This window comes from Raineyella antarctica (genome assembly GCF_900092135.1).
In the GTDB taxonomy this organism is placed as follows: Bacteria; Actinomycetota; Actinomycetes; order Propionibacteriales; family Propionibacteriaceae; genus Raineyella; species Raineyella antarctica.
Genome location: NZ_FMYF01000004.1, coordinates 183,542 through 205,495 on the forward strand (window position 1 = coordinate 183,542; position 21,954 = coordinate 205,495).

Consider the following 21,954-nt stretch of genomic DNA (forward strand, 5'->3'; position numbering starts at 1 on the left):
CCGGACGGAGCCGCCCGCCCCGACGTCCGCAGGTACAGACCATCCCGTCTCGACACGCTAGTGCGCTCAGCTGAGACGACACGAAGAGCGTGGTTGCCCCCGGGTGGCTCGCGATCCTGTGGCGGGCGAGGGGCCCCGAGGTGTCGGACCCCTCCAGTAGCCTTGCGGCAGCCGCTCGACACAGGAGACGCCCATGGCCAGCGACGGCGTACGCCCCGACCCGGAGTCCGTGCTGTCCCGGTTCTCCCCTGCCACCGCGGCCTGGTTCTCCGGGGCCTTCGCCTCGCCCACCCACGCGCAGGTGGGGGCCTGGGACGCCGTTTCCTCGGGACGGCACGCGCTTGTGGTCGCCCCCACCGGCTCCGGCAAGACCCTCGCCGCGTTCCTGTGGGCACTGGACAGCCTGCTGCGCGACAGCGAGGCCGCCCAGGACGGGGCACGGACCCGTACGACCCGGGTGCTGTACGTCTCCCCGCTCAAGGCCCTCGGCGTGGACGTGGAGCGCAACCTGCGCGCCCCGCTGGTCGGCATCACCGCGACCGCCCGCCGACTCGGCCTGTCTGCGCCCGAGGTCCGGGTCGGCGTACGCTCCGGCGACACCCCGCCCCAGGAGCGGCGCCGGCTGGTGAAGGATCCCCCGGACATCCTGATCACCACCCCGGAGTCACTGTTCCTGATGCTCACCTCCCAGGCCCGCTCGGCGCTGGCCGGGGTGGAGACGGTGATCATCGACGAGGTGCACGCGGTCGCGGGCACCAAGCGTGGCGCGCACCTGGCGGTCAGCCTGGAGCGGCTGGACGCCCTGCTGGCGCGGCCGGCCCAACGGATCGGGCTGTCCGCCACCGTGGAGCCGGCCGAGGAGGTCGCCCGGTTCCTGGGCGGGATCCAGCCGGTCCGCGTGGTCGCCCCACGGGCCGAGAAGTCCTGGCAGCTGACCGTCACCGTGCCTGTTCCCGACATGACCGAACTGCCTGCCCTCGCCGAGGGCCAGCAGGAGGCTCCCCGGACCGGCCTGCAGCCGCACGCCTCGATCTGGCCGCACGTGGAGGAGCGGATCGTCGACCTGGTGGCGGCGCACCGCTCCACGATCGTCTTCGTCAACTCCCGGCGGACCGCCGAGCGCCTCACCGCCCGGCTGAACGAGATCCGACAGGAGCGCAGCCCGGACGAGGACCCCGACGAGGGGACGGAGTTCGCCCGGGCCCACCACGGATCGGTCTCGAAGGAGCAGCGGGCCCTGGTCGAGGATGGCCTGAAGACCGGTCGGCTGCGCTGCGTGGTCGCCACCAGTTCGCTGGAACTGGGCATCGACATGGGCTCGGTGGAGCTGGTCATCCAGGTCGAGGCGCCGCCGTCGGTGGCCTCCGGGCTGCAGCGGGTGGGCCGCGCCGGCCACCAGGTGGGCGAGACCTCCGTCGGCTGGTTCTTCCCCAAGCACCGCGGCGACCTGGTGAACACCACGGTGGTGGTGGAGCGGATGCGTGCCGGCCGGATCGAGTCCCTGGCCGTACCGGCCAATCCGCTGGACATCCTGGCCCAGCAGACGGTGGCGGCCTGTGCCCTCGACGAGATCGATGCCGAGGAGTGGTTCGACCGGGTGCGGCGCTCGGCACCGTTCGCGACCCTGCCGCACTCGGCGTACGAGTCGGTGCTGGACCTGTTGTCAGGGCGCTACCCCTCCGACGAGTTCGCCGAGCTGCGGCCTCGGCTGGTCTGGGACCGGGAGGCCGGCGTGCTGGCCGGGCGGCCCGGCGCCCAGCGCCTCGCCGTCACCTCCGGCGGCACGATCCCCGACCGAGGGCTGTTCGGGGTCTTCCTGGCCGGCTCGGAGGCCGGGTCGTCGGGCCGGACCGGTGGACGTCGGGTCGGTGAGCTGGACGAGGAGATGGTGTACGAGTCCCGGGTCGGGGACGTGATCACCCTGGGCGCCACCTCCTGGCAGGTCCAGCAGATCACCCACGACCGCGTGCTGGTGGTCCCGGCCTTCGGCCAGCCCGGCCGGGTCCCCTTCTGGCGAGGTGATGCGGAGGGCCGGCCGGTGCAGCTGGGCACCGCCGTGGGGGCCTTCCGCCGTGAGGTGACCGCACGAGCGGGCACCGCGACCGCCGATCAGGTCCAGGAGCGACTGGCGGCGGCCGGGCTGGACCAGTGGGCCCGCGACAACCTCACCGCCTACCTGGCCGAACAGCAGGAGGCGACCGGCGTCCTGCCGACCGAGAAGACGCTGGTGGTGGAGCGGTTCCGTGACGAGCTGGGCGACTGGCGGGTCGCGCTGCACTCCCCCTACGGCCTGCCGGTGCACGCCCCCTGGGCGCTCGCTGTCGCGGCACGGCTGCAGGCCCGCTACGGGATGGACGGCCAGGCCATGGCCGCCGACGATGGGATCGTGCTGCGGGTGCCGATGATGGAGGACGAGCCGCCCGGCGCCGACCTGTTCCTGTTCGACCCCGACGAGCTCGAGGAGCTGGTCACCCGCGAGGTGGGAGGGTCGGCGCTGTTCGCGTCCCGGTTCCGGGAGAACGCCGCGCGGGCGCTGCTGCTGCCGCGCCGCGACCCGGGACGGCGCTCCCCCTTGTGGCAGCAGCGACAACGCTCGGCCCAGCTGCTGGAGGTGGCCCGCAAGTACCCACAGTTCCCGATCGTGCTGGAGACCGTGCGCGAGTGCCTGCAGGACGTCTACGACCTGCCCGCCCTCAAGGGCCTGGCCGCGCAGGTCGGCTCCCGGGCCGTCCGCCTGGTCGAGACCACCACCGCAAACCCTTCCCCGTTCGCGCAGTCGCTGCTGTTCGGCTACGTCGCCCAGTTCCTCTACGAGGGCGACTCGCCGCTGGCCGAACGTCGGGCCGCCGCGCTCTCCCTCGACCCGAGCCTGCTCAACGAGCTGCTGGGCCGGGCCGAGCTGCGCGACCTGCTCGACCCGGCGGTGATCGCGTCGGTGGAGGCGGACCTGCAGCGGCTGTCCCCGCAGCGCAGGGTCCGCGGCGCCGAGGGGCTGGCCGACGCGCTGCGGTTGCTCGGCCCGCTGACCGTCGACGAGGCGGCCGCGCGCCTGGCGGCCGAGGAGGACAACGTTCGGAGCGGTCGCGAAACTTTCGAGAATCAAGAAGAAACCAAGGAAACCTCAAAGAGTGAGGGGTTTGGGGAAAGCCGAAACCTACGGGAAATGGGAACCCCTCCCTCGAACGAAAGCCTTTCCGGATCCAGGTCCGCGGACGAACCTCGAAACCTTGACAAGAGCGGGGGGCTGGGAGCTTCGCACGGTTCGCCGACCCCCGGGAAACCAAAGAAACCTGAAGCTCCGGCGGAGCCTGCGAAACAGCACGAAACAGCGAACATCCGGGCGCGAGCCCTGCTGGACCTGTTGGTACAGGAACGACGGGCGCTCCAGTTGCGGATCGGCGGCGAAGCGACGTACGCGGTCGTGCAGGACGCGGCCAGGCTCAGGGACGCCCTGGGCGTGGCTCTCCCGATGGGCGTGCCGCTGGCCTTCCTGGAGCCGGTGCCCGACCCCTTGGGCGATGTGGTCTCCCGCTACGCGCGCACCCACGGCCCGTTCACCGCGGCCGAGGCAGGCCGGGCGCTCGGGCTGGGCCCCGCGGTCGTGCTGCAGGTACTGCAGCGGTTGGCCGCCGAGCACCGGGTGACGGAGGGGGAGTTCCGGCCGGCCCACTCCCCCACTGGCCGATCCACCCCGTTGGACACCGAGTGGTGCGACGTGGAGGTCCTCCGCCGGATCCGGCGCCGGTCCCTGGCTGTCCTGCGGGCCGAGGTCGAACCGGTCGAGCAGCCAGCGTACGCCCGGTTCCTGGCCGACTGGCAGCACCTGGACGCCCCGGCCGGCGGCGGCTCGCCGGCGACCCTGCGCGGCGTGGACGGGGTCGCGACGGTCCTGGAGCAGTTGGCAGGCGTCGCGGTCCCGGCCAGCGCCTGGGAGAGCCACGTCCTGCCGGCCCGGGTCGCCGACTACTCCCCCGGCCAGCTCGACGAGTTGCTGGCCGGCGGGGAGTTCCTCTGGAGCGGCACCGCGCCCGCCACCGGCAACGACGGCTGGATCGCGTTCCACCCGGCCGAGACCGCCGACCTGACAGTGACCCGCGCGGAGGACTTCGAGCCCGGTCCGCTGCACCAGGCGCTGCTGGCCGCCCTGTCCGGCGGCGGGGCCTGGTTCGTCGGCCCGCTGGTGGACCGGGCCCAACAGGTGCTGGCCTCCCTGCCGGACGCGCCCGAGAGGGAGGCCTCCGGGATGGGTGCCGCCGCCGAGTGGGTGCAGGCGCTGTGGGACCTGGTCTGGGCCGGGCTGGTCGGCAACGACACCTTCGCCCCGGTCCGTGGCCTCCTCGGCCTGGGCCGTACCGCCCACCGGCAGCGGTCCCGACCGCCCCGGGTCCGCAGTGCCCGATCGGGCGGGCTCGGCCGTTCGGGGCGGCTGGCCCGCCTGCGGGAGCTGGGCGGCCCGCTTCCTGCCGGCACCACCGGCGCGTCGGCAGGCGTAGGGCTGGCGCTGTCCCCGTTCGAGGCCGCGCGGGTGGCGGGCCGCTGGTCGCTGCTGCCCGCGCCGACCGACGATCCCACGGTCCGCTCCCATGCCGCCGCCGAGGTGCTGCTGGACCGGTACGGCGTCATCACGCGCGGCGCGGTGGTGGCCGAGGAGGTCCCCGGAGGCTTCGCGACCCAGTACCGGCTGCTGACCCGGATGGAGGAGGCCGGTCAGGTGCGCCGCGGCTACTTCGTGGAGCACCTGGGCGCCGCCCAGTTCTCCACCGGCGCGACCGTCGACCGATTGCGTGGCTTCGCCCGGGCGGACGACGAGGAGGTCCCCTCGCCCACTGATCCTGCGCCGTGGCGCGAAACGCCGGACCGCCCGGCCCGGCATGCCCTCGCCCTGGCCGCCACCGACCCGGCCAACCCGTACGGTGCTGCCCTGCCCTGGCCCGAACTGCCGGCCGACGCCGACGGCGTCCGACCCACCGGACACAGGCCGGGTCGGAAGGCCGGCGCAGTGGTGGTGCTGGTGGAGGGCCGGCTGGTGCTGTACGTGGAGCGCGGCGGGCGGACCCTGCTGTGGTTCGCCGAGGACCCGACCGACGTACGGCTGCTGGACCCGACCGCCACGGCACTGGCCTGTGCGCTGCGCACCGCACAGGTGGAGAAGATGGCCCTGGAGAAGGTGAACGGACGATCGCTGCTGGCCACCCCCCTGGCGGAGGCACTGCTGCGCGCAGGCTTCTACTCCTCGCCCTCAGGGGTTAGGTTCAGGGCATGACCGAGTCGCCCACACTCCCCGGCACCCCCTCCGTCACCCCGTTCCTGATGTTCGAGGGCTCGGCCCGCCAGGCCGTCGAGTTCTACGTCGAGACCTTTGCGCCCGTCGTGGGGGGCACGCAGGTCACCTCCCTGGAGTTGTACGGAGCCGACGGGCCCGGCCCCGAGGGGACGGTGGCCGCCTGCTCGTTCACCGTGGCCGGTCAGCCGATCCGAGCCTTCGACTCGTTCGTGCACCACGGGTTCACCTTCACCCCGGCCGTGTCCTTCTTCGTCGAGCTGCCGAGCGCCGCGGACGTCCGTACGCTCGCCGCCACCCTCGGTGAGGGCGGCGGGGAACTGATGCCGCCGGACGCGTACGGCTTCTCCGAGTTGTTCGCCTGGGTCAACGACCGCTGGGGCGTGTCCTGGCAGCTCAACTCCGCCACCCCCGCGGAGCCGGGTGCCTGAGGGCGACTCGCTGGTCCGGCTGGCCGACCGGCTGCGACCGGTCCTGGAGGGCCGGCGCCTGACCCGGACCGACTTCCGCGTCCCGCAGCTGGCGGTGCTGGACCTGACCGGCCGCACCGTCGAGGAGGTCCGGCCACGGGCCAAGTACCTGCTGATGAGGGCCGGTGACCTGACCGTTGTCTCCCACCTGAAGATGGAGGGCAGCTGGGAGGCCTACCCGCTCATCGGCCCAGCCGGAGGCCCACAGGCCCCCCGCTGGCGGCACCCGGGCTGGCAGGCCCGCTGCGTACTGGAGACCGCCGAGCACCAGGTCGTCGGGTTCCAGCTGGGGCTGCTGGAGGTCGTCCCCACCTCCGGCGTCGAGGACCGGTTGGGCTTCCTCGGGCCCGACTTGCTGGACCCGGCCTGGCAGGACCCGGCGCAGGCCGAGGGATTGCTGGCCGAGGGCGTACGCCGCCTGCGGCAGGATCCCGAGCGGCCGATCGGGCTGGCCCTGCTCGACCAGCGGCTGGTCTCCGGGATCGGGAACATCTACCGCTGCGAGACGCTGCTCCTGGCCGGACTGGACCCGCATCGGCCGGTCTCCTCCGTGCCGGACCTGCCCGGGCTCGTCCTGCTGGCCCGGGACCTGTTGCGCGCCAACGTCTCGCCCCACCCCGGCGGCGACCTGCGCACCACCACCGGCGTCGAACCCCGGGCGGAGGCACCGTACGGGGTCAGGGTGCTGGTGCCCACCACCACGGGCGGCCCAGCAGAGGCGGCCGGACGGCGGACACCCATCCGCGGCCTGCCCACCCGCCGTACGCCGGCGTACTGGGTCTACGGGCGTGAGCACGAGGGGTGCCTGCGCTGCGGCGGGCCGGTCCGTCGGGAGGACTACGTCGACCCGCGTGATCCGGCCTCGGGCGCCCGCCAGCTGTGGTGGTGCCCGCGCTGCCAGCGCTGAGCCCTGCGCCCGACCTGGTCGGGCACCTCCATCCCCCCGGGCACCATCCGCCCCGGGCACCATCCGCCTGGGCTCGGGGGAGCGTCCCTGACCCGGCCCGGAACGCTCCCCCGAACACCCCTCGCGAGCTGGTCGATGGCCCCCCAGCGCGCCACGATGGAGACATGCAGACCTCTTCGTACGACCCCACCACCGGTCGCGCACCCTCGATGACCTCCGGCGAGGAGCGTTCGGTCGCCTCCCTGGCCCACCTGTCGGCTATCATCGCGATGATCGTCAGCGCCGGCTGGCTCAGCTTCATCGGCCCGCTCGTGGTCTGGTTCCTCTACAAGGACCGCAGCGCCTTCGTCCGCAACGCAGCCGCCGGCTCCTTCAACTTCAACATCTGGGCCTGGGTAATGAACGTAGTCGCCTGGATCCTGGCGTTCACCGTGGTCCTCCTGCCCGTCGCCGTCATCCTGTGGGTGGTGGCCGGCGTGATGACCCTGTGGTGCCACATCCGGGGCGCGATCGTCGCGCAGCACGGCCAGGCCTACCGCTACCCGGCCAGCATCGGCCTGCTGCACTGACCCGGTGGACAACCGCCACCGCGATGAGCGGGGCCGGTGACACCGGTGCGCTCGGGGCCTACCCTCGGAGCATGAGCGACACTTCCGTGGAGGAGCTCCACGCCGTCGTCCACGGTCATGTCCAGGGCGTCGGCTTCCGCTTCTGGACCGAGCGCCAGGCCGCCAGGCTCGGCCTGGTCGGCTGGGTGGCCAACCGCAACGACGGCAGCGTCGAGATCGTCGCGCAGGGCACCCACGACCAGGTCGTCGCGATGCTGCGCAAGCTGAAGTCCCCGATGACCCCCGGCAGCGTCGACTTCCTCGACCGGGAGATCCGTACGCCCACCCAACGGTTCCGCGACTTCCGCGTCACGTACTGAGGGAGCCGCCCGCGGGTCAGCGCTGCGGAGTGGACCGCACCGGGCGGTCCGGGGTCCGGTGATGAGAGCATGTCCCCCGTGAATGGGCGACGGGCGTGGTTGGTGTGGTTGACAGGTGTGCTCGTCTACGCGGTGGCCGTCATGCAGCGCAGCAGCTTCGGGGTCGCCGGACTCGAGGCCGCCCAGCACTTCAGCGCCGGCGCCGGCATCGTGTCGATGTTCGTGGTCCTGCAGCTGGGCGTGTACGCCGCCGCCCAGGTCCCGGTCGGCCTGGCGCTGGACCGGCTCGGCTCGCGCACCGTGGTCACCGCCGGAGCCCTGGTGATGGCCGTCGGCCAGCTGATGGTCGGCTCGACCGACTCGATCACGGTCGCGATCATCGGCCGGATCCTGGTCGGCCTGGGCGATGCGATGACGTTCAACTCGGTGATCCGCCTGGTCCCCTACTGGTTCGCCAACCACCGGGTGCCGATCATGACCCAGCTGACCGGCATGCTCGGCCAGCTCGGGCAGATCCTCAGCGCCGTCCCGTTCCTGTCGGTGCTGGTCACCTACGGCTGGCGTCCGGCGTTCTTCGCGGCAGCCGGGACGGCGGTCCTCGGCGCCGCCCTGATGTGGGTCTTCGGCCGCAATGCCCCGCCCGGGCGGTGGCAGCCGGACACGACGGCCTCACTCGGTGCGGTCACCGCGAGCCTGCGGGCCATCCTCCGGGAACCGCACACCTCGGTCGGCTTCTGGATCCACTTCACCACCTGCTTCTCCACCATGATGTTCCCGCTGATGTGGGGCTATCCCTACCTCACCGCGGGCCTGGGCTACTCCCCCGCGGTGGCCAGCGCCCTGTTGTCCGTCTTCGCCCTGGTCGCGATCCCCGTCGGCCCGCTTGTCGGCCGGCTGACCGCCCGCCATCCCCGGCACCGCTCCGGCCTCGCCCTGGCGCTGATCACCCTCCAGCTGGTCGCCTGGACCGGCGTCCTGCTGTGGCCCGGGGTGCCGCCGGTCTGGGCACTGGTCGTGCTGATCACCGCGCTGGCGATGGGCGGCCCGGGCTCCAACATCGGCTTCGACTACGTCCGTACATCGCAACCGCCCCAGCGCGTCGGGACCGGAACGGGCATCGTGCTGATGGGCGGGTTCACCGCGGCCCTGGTCAGCGTGCTGTTCATCGGTCTGGCCCTGGACCTGCTGACCGGCGGGGGCGGCTACGACCAGCGCTCCTTCACGATCGGCATGACCACCCAGGCGCCGATCTACGCCGTCGGCCTGGCCGGGATCCTGCTCTCCCGCCGCCGTCTGCGCACCCACCCCAGGTGAGCCGCCGGGCCGGCGCGAACCCCCCGGCCCAGGCCGAGACCCCGATGGCACAGGATTTCCCCTGTCCCCCTGCGGGGCATGAGATAGTGGCCCAAACATCAGAACGGAGTTGTCCTGTGCCGAGTCGATCCCCCGTGGAGACCCTGCGGTTCCTGGCCGCACCCACCGATGTCCTCTTCGACGGGGAGAACATCGTCAACGGCGGGAAGATCCTGGAATGGATCGACAAGGCGGCGTATGCCGTCGCCGCCGGCTGGAGCGGCAGCTACTGCGTGACCGCCTACGTCGGCCACGTCTCCTTCCGCCACGGCATCCCCTCCGGGCACCTGGTGGAGGTCGAGGCCCGGATCATCTACACCGGCCGTACGTCGATGCACATCCAGTGCACCGTCCGCAACGCCGACCCGAAGCGACTGTCCTGGACCGAGGCCACCAGCTGCCTGGTGATCTTCGTCGCGACCGACGGCAAGGGCAAGTCGGTCCCGGTGGTCGAGTTCGACCCGATCACCGCCAGCGAGCGGGCCCACGCCCGGGCCGCGATCGGCCGGGCGGACATCCGCCGCGAGATCGAGAACCAGATGGCCCAGCAGGTCTACACCGCCGCGGGCACCGCGCCGCGGATGGTCACCCGCTTCCTGGCCCAGCCGACCGACGTCAACTGGGGTGGCAAGGTCCACGGTGGTACCGCGATGGAGTGGATCGACCAGGCCGCCTGGCTCTGCGCCACCCAGTGGTCCGGCATGACGCCGACGGTGGTCTACTCCGGCGGCGTACGGTTCTACCGGCCCATCCACATCGGCCACGTCGTCGAGCTGGAGGCGCGCCTGCTGCGCACCAACCGCAAGACGATGGACATCGCCGTGCACGTACGCTCCGGTGACCCCCGCACCCCCGAGCGCCAGCTGACCACCCACTGCGCCATCACGTACGGCGTCCGCGGTGACGACGACCGGCTGGTCGACATCCCGCAGTGGGAGCCGCAGAACGACGAGGACCGGGCCCTGGCGGACCACGCCTACCGGCTTCGCAAGATTCGCGGCCACCGCGTACCCGGCCTGTCCACCGGCTAGCCCCACCGGCGACGGCACCGCCCTCCCCCGCGTCGCTGCCGGCCCACGCCTCGCTAGGCTGGCCGACAGCTACCCCGACCAGGGAACAGGAGGGGATGGGATGTCCTCGTCGTTCATATCGGCCGCCCAGCTCATGCAGGAAATGGCGGACGGCACCATCAAGCAGGTCAACCCGTTCACCGGGACCGAGGTCTGGACCGTCCCGGGCCGGGCGCACCGCCCGCTCGGGATCCACCATCCGGACCCGCAGCCGCTCCGCAACGAGGACCACGGCCGCTGGTGTTCGTTCTGCGAGTCCCGCTACCTGGAGACCCCGCCGGAGAAGAGCAGGCTCGTGCGCGAGGGGGACACCTGGCAGCGGCACGACGGGGTCCCCGCCGACCGCCTCCACGACAGCGTGGCCGAGTTCCGACGCATCCCCAATCTGTTCGAGATCGTCTCCTACGACTACTGGGACAAGAACTACGGCTACCGGATGCCCGCGGAGCTCCAGCGGCGGATGGACGACTACCTGGCCACCACCATCGGGCGGGACCACGTCTTCCGGATCATCCAGGCCAGGATGAAGGCCGCCGGGCTGGACGCGAGCGACTGGGCCTCCCTGACCGAGGACGAGCGCCGCGAGCACGCAGCCGGATTCTTCGGCGGTGGCCACGACGTCATCGTGGCCCGTCGACACTTCGCCGACGGCGCGTTCGACGACACGGGACTGGCCTCCTCCGGCACGCTCACGCCCGAGGAGCACTACCAGTACACCCAGTTCACGATCAGGGGGATGCAGGACCTGTACCGGAACAACCGCTACGTCCGGTACGTCGCGACGTTCCAGAACTGGCTCAAGCCCGCCGGCGCCTCGTTCGACCACCTGCACAAGCAACTGGTGGCCATCGACGAGCGCGGCATGAGCAACGAGCTGGAGATCGAGCGGCTGCGGGCCAACCCCAACCTGTTCAACGACGCGGCGGTCAACTACGCCGGCTACCACAACCTGGTGATCGCCGAGAACGACGAGGCCGTCGCCTTCGCCGGCTTCGGGCACCGCTACCCGACCCTCGAGGTGTACTCCAAGAGCTCGGCCGCCACGCCGTGGGAGGCCAGCGACGCCGAGGTCCGGTCGATGTCGGACCTGCTGCACGCCTGCCACTCCGCGACCGGCGCCGACGTGCCCTCCAACGAGGAGTGGTACCACCGGCCGGTCGACTCGCTGGAGCCTGCGCCCTGGCGGATCATGCTGAAGTGGCGGGTGTCCAACCTGGCCGGCTTCGAGGGGGGCACCAAGATCTACCTCAACACGCTGTCCCCGACGACCGTCCGGGACCGGGTGGTGCCCAAGCTCTACGAGCTGCGTGACCAGGGCAAGATCGCGCCGATGCGGATCGCGACCGAGGCACGCTGCGAGCCGAACTCACTGCGCTACATCGACCAGCTGCGCTGGTACTGATCGGCCAGCTGCGCTGGTAGTGAACGACTGTGGGGGCCGGTGCCAAGCACCGGCCCCCACAGGATCGAGGCGTCGAGGAGCCGCCGCTCAGCTGGCGTGCTGCTGGAGGAAGGCCACGGCCCGACCCCAGGCGAGCTTGGCGAGCTCGGGGTTGTAGGTGCCCATCAGGTTCTCGTCATTGTGGAAGGCGTGACCGGCGTCGTAGTAGAAGTCCTCGACCTCCACACCTGCCTCGTCGCGGATCTGCTGCGCCTGCTCGTGGGCCTTCGCGACAGGGAACATCCTGTCCTGCTCCGCGTAGTGGCCCTGCACGGCGGCCTTCAGCCCGGAGAAGGAGCCGGGGACGCCCTGGCCGACACCGTAGAAGGGCACCGCGGCGGAGATCCGGTCCCCCTGCTGGACGGCCAGGGCGAGGACGAAGCCGCCGCCCATGCAGAACCCGATCACCCCGACGCGTTCACCGGTGACGAAGTCCTGCCCGAGCAGGTAGTCCACTGCGCCGCCGAGCAGCCGGGCACCCTCCTCGGCCGGGAGCCTGGACATCAGCTCACTGGCCTCCTTGGAGTCATGGGTGGTCCACCCGCCGAACAGGTCGGGGGCCAGCGCCACGAAGCCCTCGGCCGCCAGCCGGTCGCAGATGCTCTTGATGTGGTCGGTGAGACCCCACCACTCCTGCACCACGATCACGCCCGGCCCCTCCCCGGACTCGGGGCGGGCGAGGTAGCCGTAGGCCTCGCCCTCGGTGGAGGGGAAGGTCACGTTCTGGTAGGGCGTCTTAACGGCCATGGGTCCTCCTAGAGTCGCTCCGCGGGCCCCCTTCGGGGCGGAATGCGGCCAGTCTAGGGGACACGTTCGTCACTGGAAGGGCGTCGGGTCGCCGGCCCCCACCCGGTCCACGACGACCTCGTCGCCGGTGAAGTTGACCACGGTGGTCGGCTCCACGCCGCAGTCGCCCGAATCGATCACGGCGTCGACCTGGTGGTCGAGCGCCTCCTTGATCTGCCAGCCGTCGGTGAGCGGCTCATCGTAGCCGGGCAGCAGCAGGGTGCTCGACATCAGCGGCTCGCCCAGCGCATCGAGGAGGGCCTGGGCCGTGACGTGGTCGGGCACCCGGACGCCGACGGTGCGCTTCTTGGCATGGATCATCGCCTTGGGCACCTCGCGGGTCGCCGGCAGGATGAAGGTGTACGGCCCGGGGGTCGCCGCCTTGACGGCGCGGAAGACCGCATTGTCCATCTGCACGTACTGCCCGAGCTGGGCAAAGTTCGAGCAGACGAGCGTGAAGTGGTGCTTGTCGTCCAGCCGGCGGATCTGGCGGATGCGATCCAGCCCCTCCTTGTTGCCGAGCAGGCAGCCCAGCGCGTAGCAGGAATCGGTGGGGTAGGCCACCAGTCCCCCCTTGCGCAGGATGTCCACGGCCTGCTGGATGGAGCGCGACTGCGGGTTCACCGGATGGACGTCGAAGTACTTCGCCATGGGGGCCAGCGTACTCGGCACCCCTCCCCGCCGGTGGTCCGGCGCACTAGTCTGCTGGGGTGACCTACGAGATCTTCACCGTCCCCCTGGCCGAACTCCGTACGCGGACGTCGATGAAGTGGCGTCGCTACCCCGAGGACGTCCTGCCGCTGTGGGTCGCGGAAATGGACTGCCGAGTCGCCGAACCGGTCGCCGCCGCCCTGCACGCCGCGATCGACCGCGGGGACACCGGGTACCCGGCCGGCCCGGTCTACGAGGAGGCGACGACCCGCTTCGCCGCGGACGCCTGGGGCCTGGAGCTGGACCCGGACCGGATCGGCCTGATGCCCGACGTGATGGGTGGCATCCGCAACGCCCTGCAGGTGGTCACCGCCCCGGGCGACCACGTGGTGGTCAACCCGCCGGTGTACATGCCGTTCTTCCCCGCCGTCACGGGCACCGGCCGCCGGCTGCTGGAGGTCCCGATGCAGGCCGACGGCAGCCTGGACCTGGCCGGACTGGAGGAGGCCTTCACCGGGCGTCGCGGCCCGCGACCGACCGCCTACCTGATGTCCAGCCCGCACAACCCCACGAGCCGGGCCCACGGCGCCGAGGAACTCGCCACCGTCGCCCGCCTCGCCGCGGAGAACAACATCCGGGTCGTGGTCGACGCGATCCATGCCCCGCTGACCGCGCCGGACGTCCCGTACGTGCCGTACCTGGCGCAGGCCGGCGCCGAAGATGCCCTGGTCCTGTTCTCCGCCTCCAAGGCCTGGAACCTGGCCGGCCTCAAGGCAGCGGTGATGGTCGCCGGCCCCGCCGCCGTCGACAGCCTGGCCGCGGTGCCGTACGACGCGGCCCGGGGCGCCGCCAGCCACCTGGCCGTGCTCAGCCACGCGGTCGCCCTCGACGAGGGCCGGCCCTGGCTGGCCCAGCTGCGCACCGAACTCGCCGCGAACCGTGAGCTGCTGGACCGGCTGCTGGCCGCCCACCTGCCGCAGGTCACCCAGCTGCCCGGCAATGCCACCTACCTGGCCTGGCTCGACTGCACCGCGCTGGGGCTGGACGACCCTCAGCGCCACTTCCTGGACCGGGCCCGGGTCGCGCTGAACCCCGGGCCGGCGTTCGGTGCGCCGGGTGAGGGCCACGTACGCCTCAACCTCGCCACCTCGCCGGAGATCCTGACCCGGGCGGTCGAGCAGATGGCGGCCAGCCTGTAGGAGGTCTCAGGGCACCGCGACCAGGTCCGCGGTGGCCCGCGAGGTGCCGGTCACCGACCCGATCCCGACCAGGGACAGGAAGATGGTCGGCACCTGCGACCTGGTCTCGACCGCCACCCGGGGACCGGGTAGCACCTGGACCGTACCCGCGACGTCCGGGTCGGCCGCCAGCACCTCCCGTGCCGCGGCAGCCGCCACCCCGGTGTCGGGGCGACCTTCCAGTGCTCCGGCGGCGGCCGCATCGGTCGCGGCCCGGGCGGCCTGTTCGGCGACCGCGGAGGCCCGCCGGGTCGCGCTCACCTGTTGGCCGCCGTCCACGACCAGTCCGGCCATCAGGACCAGCGCGGTGGTCACCACCAGCACCATCACCGAGAGGGCCTGGCCCCGGCTGTCACGCAGCGGTGTCCGCCTCGTCGTGAGGTCGGCCGTGCGGCCGTCCTGAACCCACCGGACCATGTCGTCTCCCCCACTCCCACCGTCGACCTCCGGGCACGTTGCATGATGGCACGGCCGAGGGCCGCCCCGCCGAGAGTGCTCCGGGGGCCGCCCCCTAGGGTGAGTCCGTACACCAAGCACGAACGAAAGGTCTTCACATGCCGGGCAAAGTAGCTCTGTTGACGGCGGGTGGCTTCGCACCCTGCCTGTCCTCGGCCGTCGGCGGTCTCATCCAGCGCTACACCGAGATCGCCCCTGAACGGGAGATCATCGCCTACCGGCACGGGTACCAGGGTCTGCTCGAGGGCGAGTACTACACCATCACCCCGGCCGTCCGCCAGAGCGCAGGACTGCTGCACACCTTCGGCGGCTCCCCGATCGGCAACTCGCGCGTCAAGCTCACCAACGAGAAGGACCTGCTGGCCCGCAGGCTGATCCAGCCCGGCGAGAATGCCCTCAAGGTGGCGGCCGACCGCCTCGTCGCCGACGGGGTCGAGATCCTGCACACCATCGGTGGCGACGACACCAACACCACCGCCGCGGACCTGGCCGCCTACCTGCGCGAACACGACTACGAGCTGACGGTCGTCGGCCTGCCCAAGACGATCGACAACGACGTGGTCCCGATCCGCACCTCCCTCGGCGCACGCACGGCCGCCGAGTACGGCGCGATCTTCGCCCGCAACATCGTGGCCGAGCACAACTCGGTCGCCCGCCAGCTGATCGTGCACGAGGTGATGGGTCGCAACTGTGGCTGGCTCACCGGTGCGACGGCCCACGAGTACCGCAACTGGCTCGACACCCTGGCCTGGCTGCCGGATATCGGCCTGAGTCGCGAGGCCTGGGAGGTCCACGCGGTGTACGTCCCCGAGGACGCGTTCGACGTGGATGACGAGGCGATCCGGCTCAGGGAGATCATGGACCGGGTCGGCAATGTCACGATCTTCCTGTCGGAGGGTGCCGGCGTCGAGGCGATCGTGCGCGAGATGGAGGAGGCCGGTGAGGAGGTCCCGCGGGACGCCTTCGGCCACGTCCGGCTCGACAAGATCAACCCGGGCAGCTGGTTCGCCCACCAGTTCGCCGAGCGCCTCGGCGCCGAGAAGGTCCTGGTGCAGAAGTCCGGCTACTTCGCCCGTTCGGCCGCCCCGGTCGAGTACGACGTCGACCTGATCTCCGAGATGTGCGACCTCGCCGTGGAATCGGCCCTGGAAGGCGTGCCCGGCGTGATCGGCCATGACGAGGAGCGTGGCGACGAGCTGCGGGCGATCGAGTTCGAGCGGATCAAGGGTGGCAAGCCGTTCGACGTGACCCAGGACTGGTTCACCGAGATGCTGCGCCAGATCGGCCAGCCGATGCCGAAGTCGACCGCTCCGCTGAGCGACTGATCGCCCCTCCCTCGCCGCGCCCCTGACCAGGGAGCCCGAAGAACGCCGACCGGTCATGACGAAGGGCTGTCCGCCTCATCGCGGACAGCCCTTCTGCTTGTGCGGCCGGCTGCTCGTGCGGGCACTCAGTCGGAGTCCCTGCCGCCGGGCATGAAGCGGGTCGCGAACCCGGTGACCGCAGCGAGGACCGCCCCGATCCCGACGCCCGCCACTGCGCCCGTGACCCAGCCGACCTGCAGGGAGGCGCGCGCATTGCGTACGGCGGAGGCCCGGCTCACCTGTGACGCTGTCCCGGCCCCGGTATCCGGAGCTGTCGCTGTTTCGGTGGCAGTGCCGGTGGCAGTGCCAGCCGCACTCGCCGCGGTGGAGGTCATCGCGGTGGAGGTCATCGCCTCGTCGGACCGCCCCGCCGGTACTTCGAGCCCTGGCCGGCCCGCTCCCGCGGCGGTGCGCCCGGAAGTGTGCGACTCTGCTTCGGCGGACTCGGGTTCGCCTCCGGCCCGCTTGCCAGCGTCCGGCCGGTGCTCCTCCTTGTCGAAGGGGCCACCGATGGGCAGCCCGCTGGCCGCCCGCAGCCGCTCTCCCCACGTACGATGCTCGTCCTCCTGGTCGGCCTGGTCGGCAGCGAGGGCTTCCTCCCGTTCCTGCCGGCCCTCGGCGGCACGGACGTCCGCGGCGGTCACCGGACTCTCCTCCACCTGGGCCAGCGGCTCGTCGAACTCCTGGAGCAGGACCGGATTGGCCTGCTGGATCGCGGTCGCCATCCACGCGGCGACGTACAGGATCAGGCGGGCGAAGAGGTTGAAGAACAACATCAGCACGATGACGGGGCCGAAGAGCGCGGCCGCTGGGTTCCCGAGGAAGCTACTGACCAGGAAGCTGGCCAGGTACTGCAGGATCGCCAGCCCGACCGACCCGATCACCGCGGCCCACGCCTTGACCCGGAACGGGAAGCGCTTCTCGGGGAAGACCGACAGCACGTACATGAACAGGACCCAGCCGGCCACGGCTGAGCCGATCGGGCCGACGAGGCGCAGCCCCACCTCGATGCCGGCGACCCCCTCGAGGCCCATCACTCGGACCAGCCAACCGGTGAGGGTGGTGGAGGCGTTGGCGAGGGCGAAGGTGAGCGGGATCAGCACCAGCAGGCCCAGCAGCAGGACGATGTTGACCAGCTTCTCCAGGATGAAATTGGGCCCGCCCTCGGACATGTCGAAGTCGGGCCTGGTCTGCGCCCGGATGGCACCCTTCAGGTTGCCGGCCCAACCCGCTGCCGAGTAGAGCGCCGACAGCAGGCCGACGATGCCGACCCCGGCCCAGTTCCTGAGGAAGTTCTCGATCAGTGCGCCGATGTTCTTCTGCAGGTCCGGTCCCATGCCGGAGATCTGGCTGGTCACCGCGTCCTGCACCTGCTGGAGCAGGTCCGGCCGGATCACGGTGAGGGTGAAGCCCAGGGCCGCGAAGGCGAACATCAGCACCGGCACCAGCGCGAGGACAGAGAAATACGTGATCGCGCCGGCGAACTGGTTGCCCAGCCGATTCGAGAATCGGTCCTGCATGCGCAGCACGTGCGCCACCCACGGCTTGTGCTTGAAATCGGCCAGCATGTCCTTGAACCTGCCCATCGCTGCTCCCTCGAAAGAGTCGACAGATCACCGCTCCTCGACACTATCCGAACCGCGCCCCGGCGCACAGGAACACGCGAACGGCCGCCCCTGTCGGGACGGCCGTGAGGGTGGGTGCCTTGGCGCACCCGGCAGGGCGGGGTCAGCTGGCGGCTCGGCGACGTCGCCGCGCCGCCAGCTCGTCCCCCTGCTGCGGACCCTCTGCATGCTCGGAGTTGCGCTCGGCCGGGAGGGCGGCCAGTGATCCCTCGACGTCGCGCCAGACCGATCCGATGGCGATGCCGAACATCCCCTGTCCGCCCTTGAGCACGTCGATGACCTGGTCGTCGCTGGTGCACTCGTACACCGACGCACCATCACTGATCAGCGTCACCTCGGTCAGGTCCTCCACTCCGCGGTCCCGCAGGTAGTCGACCGCCGTACGGATCTGCTGCAGCGACACACCGGCGCTCAGCAGGCGCTTGATCACCTTCAGCATCAGGATGTCTCGGAAGCTGTAGAGGCGGGCCGAGCCCGAACCGCTCGCGCCGCGGACCTCGGGGGTGACCAGGCCAATACGGGCCCAGTAGTCGAGCTGGCGGTAGGTGATGTCGGCGGCCTTGGCCGCGATCGGGCCCCGGAAGCCGACGTCGTCCGGCATGGGCGAGAAGTTGCCGTCGAAGAGGGCCTGCTGTGCGACCGGCGACTCCGGCTCCTGAGCGGTGGTACCCGACGTGCTGCTCATGATCTCCGCCTTCCGACGTGGTGCTACTGGCGTGCTGACAACGTCGACACTAACCTCGGGGCAGCCGGGCACCCGGTGCCGCCAGCACGACACGCCAGCGACTCCCCTCAAGCTCAGGGTCGGGTTGAGGGTTCAGGTGAGACTCTACGCCGAGCGCTGATCGTCGGCATCCCCGTCGTCATCGGGATCGTCGCCTTCGTCCCCGGGACCGTCCGGCCCCTCCTCCACCTCGAAGTCGTCGGCACTGACGTGGTCGAGGAATTCGCGGAACTTCTCGACCTCCTCCTCGGCCTCTTCCTCCTCCTCGAAGCCTGCGGTGTCGAGGACGTCGTCGGCGCAGTACACCGGCGCGGAGCACCGAAGGGCCAGGGCGATGGCGTCGGAAGGTCGGGCGCTGATCTCGACGCCGTCGACGAGCAACACGGCGTAGAACGTCCCACCGTCGAGTTCGGTGATGTGCACCTCTTTGATCCGATGTCCGAGTCCGGCCAAGGTATCGATCAGCAGGTCGTGCGTCAGCGGTCGGGGTGGGCGAAGACCTTCGAGTGCCTCGGCGATCGCATTGGCCTCGTTCCAGCCGATCCAGATCGGGACCATGCGATGGCCGCCCGCCTCGCGCAGCAACACGATCGGCTCGTTGTTCGGCATCTGGGCCCGAACTCCGACCACGTCCATCTCGCGCATGGCTCCAGACTACCCGGGGGCGAGGCGTACGCCACCCGTGCGGAGGATCGGGCTCAGGCTCTCATCCCAGCTCGCGCTGCACGCCGGAGCGCACCATGGCGAGGTGGGTGACATTGATCAGGCGGGTGAGTTCCTCGATCGTCTGGCGGGAGCTGCCACGCCGCGTGTGGGCCGCTGTCGCCTGGTTGATCAGCCCGACCTCCTTGTCGGCCGCGATCTTGATCTGGCGCAGGTGACGGGGGTCGATGCCGTAGCTGGCCAGCTGCTTGGCCGCCACCGCGACGGCGAAGGCGTCCTGGTCGTAGTAGTGCGTGCCGCGCCGTGGCGTCACGACCAGCAGCCGTTCGAGCTCGGCGAGGATGGGCTCGGAGATGCCGGACTTCTCGATCAGCTCGACACGGCTGAGCCGGACCGGACGGTGCCTGCGCTGGTCGTTGCCGTTCGCGCCCGGATTGCCGTTCGTGTTCCCGTGGTGGTGCACCGGATCAGCGGGGGGTGGATCATCCGGCACCTGCGCCGAACGAACCGCCGGCGCCGTCCCCTGCGGCGCCGGCACACCTGGGCTCGGGGTATCGATCTTGGGCGGTGTCAGTCCCCGGTCGATCTGGTCAAGGTGCTCACGAATGACCTTCAGCGGCAGGTAATGCGTCCGCTGCATCGTGAGGATGTAGTGCAGCCGCCTGACGTCACCCACCGAGTACTTTCGGTACCCGGAGGGTGCTCGCTCGGGACTGAGTAGTCCTTCGGTCTCCAGATAGCGGATCTTGGAGATCGACAGGTCCGGGAACTCCGGCGTCAGCTCTTTAACCACCCACCCGATCGAGTGTCGGGCTTCAGCCATCAGCGCGTGCCGTGCCCGGCTGCGTAGTAGACCATACGGAACTTCCCGATCTGGACCTCGTCGCCATCCTGCAGCAGGATGTCGCCGTCGACCAGGCTTCGGTTCACGTACGTCCCGTTGAGGCTGCCGACGTCTCGCAACAGCACCTGGTCCCCCACGCGCAGGAACTTCACGTGGTGGCGCGACACGGTGATGTCGTCCAGGAAGACGTCGGAGTGCGGGTGGCGTCCGGCGGTGATCTCGTCCCGGTCCAGCAGGAAGCGGGCACCGACGTTGGGGCCGCGTCGGACCACCAGCAGGGAGGATCCCTGCGGGAGGGCGCTGACGGCAGCCTTCTCCTCAGGGTTCAGCTCGCCCGCCTCGTCCTCGTCGGGGACGATCGGGATGACCTTGGTCGCCTCGGACGCCGTGACCAGGCGCTCGCCGCACTGGGAGCAGAACCTGCTGCCTTCGGAGTTCTCATAGCCACAGGAGGGGCACAACATAGTCGATTCGTTCCTTGGTCTCGGCGGGAAGGGGGGTCAGGAGTCGATGATGTCGGCGTACGCGTCGGCCTCGAGCAGATCGTCGAGACCATCGTCATCGGACATCTCGACCTCGAAGAGCCATCCGTCCCCATAGGGGTCGTCGTTCACCAGCTCGGCGTTCGTGTCGATCTCTGCGTTGACTGCGCTGACCACGCCGGCAACGGGCGAGAGGATGTCACCTGCGCTCTTGACGGATTCGATCTCCCCGACCACATCCCCCACCACGATCTCGTCGCCCACGCTGGGCAGCGAGACGGAGACCACCTCGCGCAGCTGGTCAGCGGCGTACTCGGTGAAACCGATCCGAACCGAACGTCCGTTGCCGGACCTGATCCACAGGTGATCCTCGCTGTACTTGAGGTCTTCGGGAAGATCCATCCTGCCTCCTGCGTCTGGACGTGCCGTTGTCGCTGAACACTGAACCCTAGCCTAATGCCGCGCCGGGAGTCGCGGTCAGCGGGTCGGGCCGGGTCCGGATGAAAGTCGTGCCGCTAGTTGCCGGGGGTGCTCGGGGCCGGAGCGGAACCCTTTTGAGGGCGAGCGTACCGAGGTGCCTGCGGTTGGTGCAGCGAACTGATCACAAGATTGTCCGATCGTGTGATGGTTACGTGGCCGCCGACCCGCGGGTCGGTGATCTGGCTCACCAGGCCGCCGCGGAAGCGGGCGGCCTCCTCGAGCGAGTGCGGGTCGCCGATGACCTCCATCTTGATGGGGGTGGACACGGCCTGTCCGTCGATGATGATCCCGGAGGGTCCGGTGCTGAACCAACTGCTCGCCACGATGCGCACCGTGCCGTTGACCTGGATCGCTTCCGCGCCGGCGTCCCGCATCTCCTCGACGGCGTCCAGCAGCGTACCGGGCTTGATGTTGTTCGCAGGGTCGGAGATCGTCAGCGTGATGCCCGGGCCCTGTGCAGCCAGGGTGCCCGCAAGGATGCCCAACGAGGTGAGGCGCTGCTCGGCCTGCGCCCTGGCCAGCGCGGCACTGTCCTGGCCCGACTCCAGCTCGGTCTGCGCCTGCCGCAGGGACTCCAGCTCACCCTGGAGCCGCTGGGACTCCTGGTTGAGCCCGTCGATCATGCCGACCAGATCGGACTGGCGCAGCGAACTGTAGGAGTCGACCTGGTCGCGGGTGTGGATCTGGGTCACGACGGCGAACGAGAAGGCGGCCAGCACGATGGCGATCACGCTCTGGCTGAAGTCCGGCCGCAGCCAGTCGCTGAGCGTCAGGCGGTGGCCTCCCCGGCCCGTACTGCGCGGCGGCGTGGACTCCTCGGGGGCTTGCGGCTCCTCGACCGGAAGGCTGGCGACCGGCGCCCCTTCCTCCTCGTCGGGTTCCAGCCCAGTCGGCGGGGTGGAGGTCTCCTGGACGACCGGGTCCGCATCCGTGCCGACTGCGGCTGCGGGCACGACGCCCGACCGCGGCGTGGTGGGCGACTCGCTCTCGGACTCCGAAGGGGTGGGCGTGTCGCGCTCGGACTTCGAAGGGGCGTCGCCCACGTCCTCCGTCAGGTCCTCCGCGGGGAGGACGGGTGCGACCGCACCGCCCTCGGACTCCGGGGTGACGGGATGTTCGGTCTCGACCTCGGGTTGAATCTCGGTCTCAGGCCCAGCGCCGTCATCCCGCTGCGCTTCATTCCCTTGCTCG

General features: G+C 70.7%; 20 protein-coding genes. 10 read left to right on the forward strand and 10 right to left on the reverse strand.

Annotation, left to right across the window (positions count from 1 at the left end; translation table 11 throughout):
- Positions 1 to 193 precede the first annotated feature (193 nt).
- From GA0111570_RS07635 to GA0111570_RS07670, 8 genes are all read left to right on the forward strand, one after another.
- On the forward strand, positions 194 to 5,263 hold the full coding sequence (locus GA0111570_RS07635) for an Lhr family helicase (protein ID WP_092608776.1): 5,070 nt from the start codon (positions 194 to 196) through the stop codon (positions 5,261 to 5,263).
- Positions 5,260 to 5,712 (forward strand): VOC family protein, encoded by a 453-nt coding sequence (locus tag GA0111570_RS07640; protein WP_092608779.1) that lies wholly within the window; start codon positions 5,260 to 5,262, stop codon positions 5,710 to 5,712. Before GA0111570_RS07635 ends, GA0111570_RS07640 begins: the two co-directional genes overlap by 4 nt.
- A complete protein-coding gene (locus tag GA0111570_RS07645; protein WP_092608782.1) occupies positions 5,705 to 6,658 on the forward strand; it encodes a DNA-formamidopyrimidine glycosylase family protein in 954 nt (317 codons plus the stop codon). The genes GA0111570_RS07640 and GA0111570_RS07645 overlap by 8 nt, the downstream gene beginning before the upstream one ends.
- 164 nt (positions 6,659 to 6,822) lie before the next feature.
- Positions 6,823 to 7,227 (forward strand): DUF4870 domain-containing protein, encoded by a 405-nt coding sequence (locus GA0111570_RS07650; protein WP_092608785.1) that lies wholly within the window; start codon positions 6,823 to 6,825, stop codon positions 7,225 to 7,227.
- A gap of 71 nt (positions 7,228 to 7,298) precedes the next feature.
- On the forward strand, positions 7,299 to 7,586 hold the full coding sequence (locus tag GA0111570_RS07655) for an acylphosphatase (RefSeq protein WP_092609236.1): 288 nt from the start codon (positions 7,299 to 7,301) through the stop codon (positions 7,584 to 7,586).
- A 69-nt stretch (positions 7,587 to 7,655) separates the two neighbouring features.
- Positions 7,656 to 8,900 carry an MFS transporter gene (locus GA0111570_RS07660; protein ID WP_092608788.1) on the forward strand — a complete coding sequence of 415 codons (1,245 nt, stop codon included), beginning with the start codon at positions 7,656 to 7,658 and terminating at the stop codon, positions 8,898 to 8,900.
- 134 nt (positions 8,901 to 9,034) lie between these two features.
- Positions 9,035 to 9,970 carry an acyl-CoA thioesterase gene (locus GA0111570_RS07665; protein ID WP_217634074.1) on the forward strand — a complete coding sequence of 312 codons (936 nt, stop codon included), beginning with the start codon at positions 9,035 to 9,037 and terminating at the stop codon, positions 9,968 to 9,970.
- A gap of 100 nt (positions 9,971 to 10,070) precedes the next feature.
- Positions 10,071 to 11,411, forward strand: coding sequence for a DUF4921 family protein (locus GA0111570_RS07670; RefSeq protein WP_245703065.1), 1,341 nt, complete (start codon positions 10,071 to 10,073; stop codon positions 11,409 to 11,411).
- An 87-nt stretch (positions 11,412 to 11,498) separates the two neighbouring features.
- On the opposite strand, the gene GA0111570_RS07675 is transcribed toward GA0111570_RS07670, so the two are convergent.
- Positions 11,499 to 12,197 carry a dienelactone hydrolase family protein gene (locus tag GA0111570_RS07675; protein ID WP_092608794.1) on the reverse strand — a complete coding sequence of 233 codons (699 nt, stop codon included), beginning with the start codon at positions 12,195 to 12,197 and terminating at the stop codon, positions 11,499 to 11,501.
- A 69-nt stretch (positions 12,198 to 12,266) separates the two neighbouring features.
- Entirely contained in the window at positions 12,267 to 12,887 is a 621-nt protein-coding gene (locus tag GA0111570_RS07680) for an L-threonylcarbamoyladenylate synthase (RefSeq protein ID WP_092608797.1), read from the reverse strand.
- 59 nt (positions 12,888 to 12,946) lie between these two features.
- Between GA0111570_RS07680 and GA0111570_RS07685 the strand changes: the two genes are divergently transcribed.
- Complete coding sequence (locus GA0111570_RS07685) at positions 12,947 to 14,086, forward strand: MalY/PatB family protein (protein ID WP_245703067.1); 1,140 nt, start codon at positions 12,947 to 12,949, stop codon at positions 14,084 to 14,086.
- Positions 14,087 to 14,092: 6 nt separating this feature from the next.
- Here GA0111570_RS07685 and GA0111570_RS07690 read toward each other — a convergent pair whose 3' ends face one another.
- On the reverse strand, positions 14,093 to 14,542 hold the full coding sequence (locus GA0111570_RS07690) for a pilus assembly protein TadG-related protein (protein ID WP_092608800.1): 450 nt from the start codon (positions 14,540 to 14,542) through the stop codon (positions 14,093 to 14,095).
- A gap of 137 nt (positions 14,543 to 14,679) precedes the next feature.
- Here GA0111570_RS07690 and GA0111570_RS07695 point away from each other — a divergent pair, with 137 nt between their 5' ends.
- Positions 14,680 to 15,906: a pyrophosphate--fructose-6-phosphate 1-phosphotransferase gene (locus GA0111570_RS07695; protein WP_092608803.1), complete on the forward strand. Its 1,227-nt coding sequence runs from the start codon at positions 14,680 to 14,682 to the stop codon at positions 15,904 to 15,906.
- Positions 15,907 to 16,031: 125 nt separating this feature from the next.
- Here the strand turns inward: GA0111570_RS07695 and GA0111570_RS07700 are convergent, their stop codons facing one another.
- From GA0111570_RS07700 to GA0111570_RS18045, 7 genes are all read right to left on the reverse strand, one after another.
- Positions 16,032 to 17,531 carry a YhjD/YihY/BrkB family envelope integrity protein gene (locus tag GA0111570_RS07700; RefSeq protein WP_092608806.1) on the reverse strand — a complete coding sequence of 500 codons (1,500 nt, stop codon included), beginning with the start codon at positions 17,529 to 17,531 and terminating at the stop codon, positions 16,032 to 16,034.
- Positions 17,532 to 17,673: 142 nt separating this feature from the next.
- Positions 17,674 to 18,255: a MerR family transcriptional regulator gene (locus GA0111570_RS07705; protein WP_092608809.1), complete on the reverse strand. Its 582-nt coding sequence runs from the start codon at positions 18,253 to 18,255 to the stop codon at positions 17,674 to 17,676.
- 144 nt (positions 18,256 to 18,399) lie between these two features.
- The gene (locus tag GA0111570_RS07710) at positions 18,400 to 18,939 is read right to left on the reverse strand and encodes a bifunctional nuclease domain-containing protein (protein WP_092608812.1); all 540 of its coding nucleotides are present in this window, start codon (positions 18,937 to 18,939) and stop codon (positions 18,400 to 18,402) included.
- A 61-nt stretch (positions 18,940 to 19,000) separates the two neighbouring features.
- Complete coding sequence (ftsR, locus tag GA0111570_RS07715; RefSeq protein WP_092608815.1) at positions 19,001 to 19,780, reverse strand: transcriptional regulator FtsR; 780 nt, start codon at positions 19,778 to 19,780, stop codon at positions 19,001 to 19,003.
- Positions 19,780 to 20,265, reverse strand: coding sequence for an FHA domain-containing protein (locus GA0111570_RS07720; RefSeq protein ID WP_092608818.1), 486 nt, complete (start codon positions 20,263 to 20,265; stop codon positions 19,780 to 19,782). The genes ftsR and GA0111570_RS07720 overlap by 1 nt, the downstream gene beginning before the upstream one ends.
- Positions 20,266 to 20,301: 36 nt before the next feature.
- Positions 20,302 to 20,685: a glycine cleavage system protein GcvH gene (gcvH, locus tag GA0111570_RS07725; protein ID WP_092608821.1), complete on the reverse strand. Its 384-nt coding sequence runs from the start codon at positions 20,683 to 20,685 to the stop codon at positions 20,302 to 20,304.
- A gap of 113 nt (positions 20,686 to 20,798) precedes the next feature.
- On the reverse strand, positions 20,799 to 21,806 hold the full coding sequence (locus tag GA0111570_RS18045; RefSeq protein ID WP_245703068.1) for a DUF881 domain-containing protein: 1,008 nt from the start codon (positions 21,804 to 21,806) through the stop codon (positions 20,799 to 20,801).
- Between the last annotated feature and the right edge of the window lie 148 nt (positions 21,807 to 21,954).

Excerpts from the sequence above, each read along its gene's own strand:
- GA0111570_RS07700 (WP_092608806.1), bottom strand. The coding sequence starts at position 17,531 with ATGGGCAGGTTCAAGGACATGCTGGCCGATTTCAAGCACAAGCCGTGG.
- GA0111570_RS07670 (WP_245703065.1), top strand. The coding sequence starts at position 10,071 with ATGTCCTCGTCGTTCATATCGGCCGCCCAGCTCATGCAGGAAATGGCG.
- GA0111570_RS07655 (WP_092609236.1), top strand. The coding sequence starts at position 7,299 with ATGAGCGACACTTCCGTGGAGGAGCTCCACGCCGTCGTCCACGGTCAT.
- GA0111570_RS07680 (WP_092608797.1), bottom strand. The coding sequence starts at position 12,887 with ATGGCGAAGTACTTCGACGTCCATCCGGTGAACCCGCAGTCGCGCTCC.
- GA0111570_RS07720 (WP_092608818.1), bottom strand. The coding sequence starts at position 20,265 with ATGTTGTGCCCCTCCTGTGGCTATGAGAACTCCGAAGGCAGCAGGTTC.
- GA0111570_RS07710 (WP_092608812.1), bottom strand. The coding sequence starts at position 18,939 with ATGCGCGAGATGGACGTGGTCGGAGTTCGGGCCCAGATGCCGAACAAC.
- GA0111570_RS07650 (WP_092608785.1), top strand. The coding sequence starts at position 6,823 with ATGCAGACCTCTTCGTACGACCCCACCACCGGTCGCGCACCCTCGATG.
- GA0111570_RS07705 (WP_092608809.1), bottom strand. The coding sequence starts at position 18,255 with ATGAGCAGCACGTCGGGTACCACCGCTCAGGAGCCGGAGTCGCCGGTC.
- GA0111570_RS07635 (WP_092608776.1), top strand. The coding sequence starts at position 194 with ATGGCCAGCGACGGCGTACGCCCCGACCCGGAGTCCGTGCTGTCCCGG.
- ftsR (WP_092608815.1), bottom strand. The coding sequence starts at position 19,780 with ATGGCTGAAGCCCGACACTCGATCGGGTGGGTGGTTAAAGAGCTGACG.
- GA0111570_RS07690 (WP_092608800.1), bottom strand. The coding sequence starts at position 14,542 with ATGGTCCGGTGGGTTCAGGACGGCCGCACGGCCGACCTCACGACGAGG.
- GA0111570_RS07695 (WP_092608803.1), top strand. The coding sequence starts at position 14,680 with ATGCCGGGCAAAGTAGCTCTGTTGACGGCGGGTGGCTTCGCACCCTGC.
- gcvH (WP_092608821.1), bottom strand. The coding sequence starts at position 20,685 with ATGGATCTTCCCGAAGACCTCAAGTACAGCGAGGATCACCTGTGGATC.
- GA0111570_RS07660 (WP_092608788.1), top strand. The coding sequence starts at position 7,656 with ATGTCCCCCGTGAATGGGCGACGGGCGTGGTTGGTGTGGTTGACAGGT.
- GA0111570_RS07675 (WP_092608794.1), bottom strand. The coding sequence starts at position 12,197 with ATGGCCGTTAAGACGCCCTACCAGAACGTGACCTTCCCCTCCACCGAG.
- GA0111570_RS07640 (WP_092608779.1), top strand. The coding sequence starts at position 5,260 with ATGACCGAGTCGCCCACACTCCCCGGCACCCCCTCCGTCACCCCGTTC.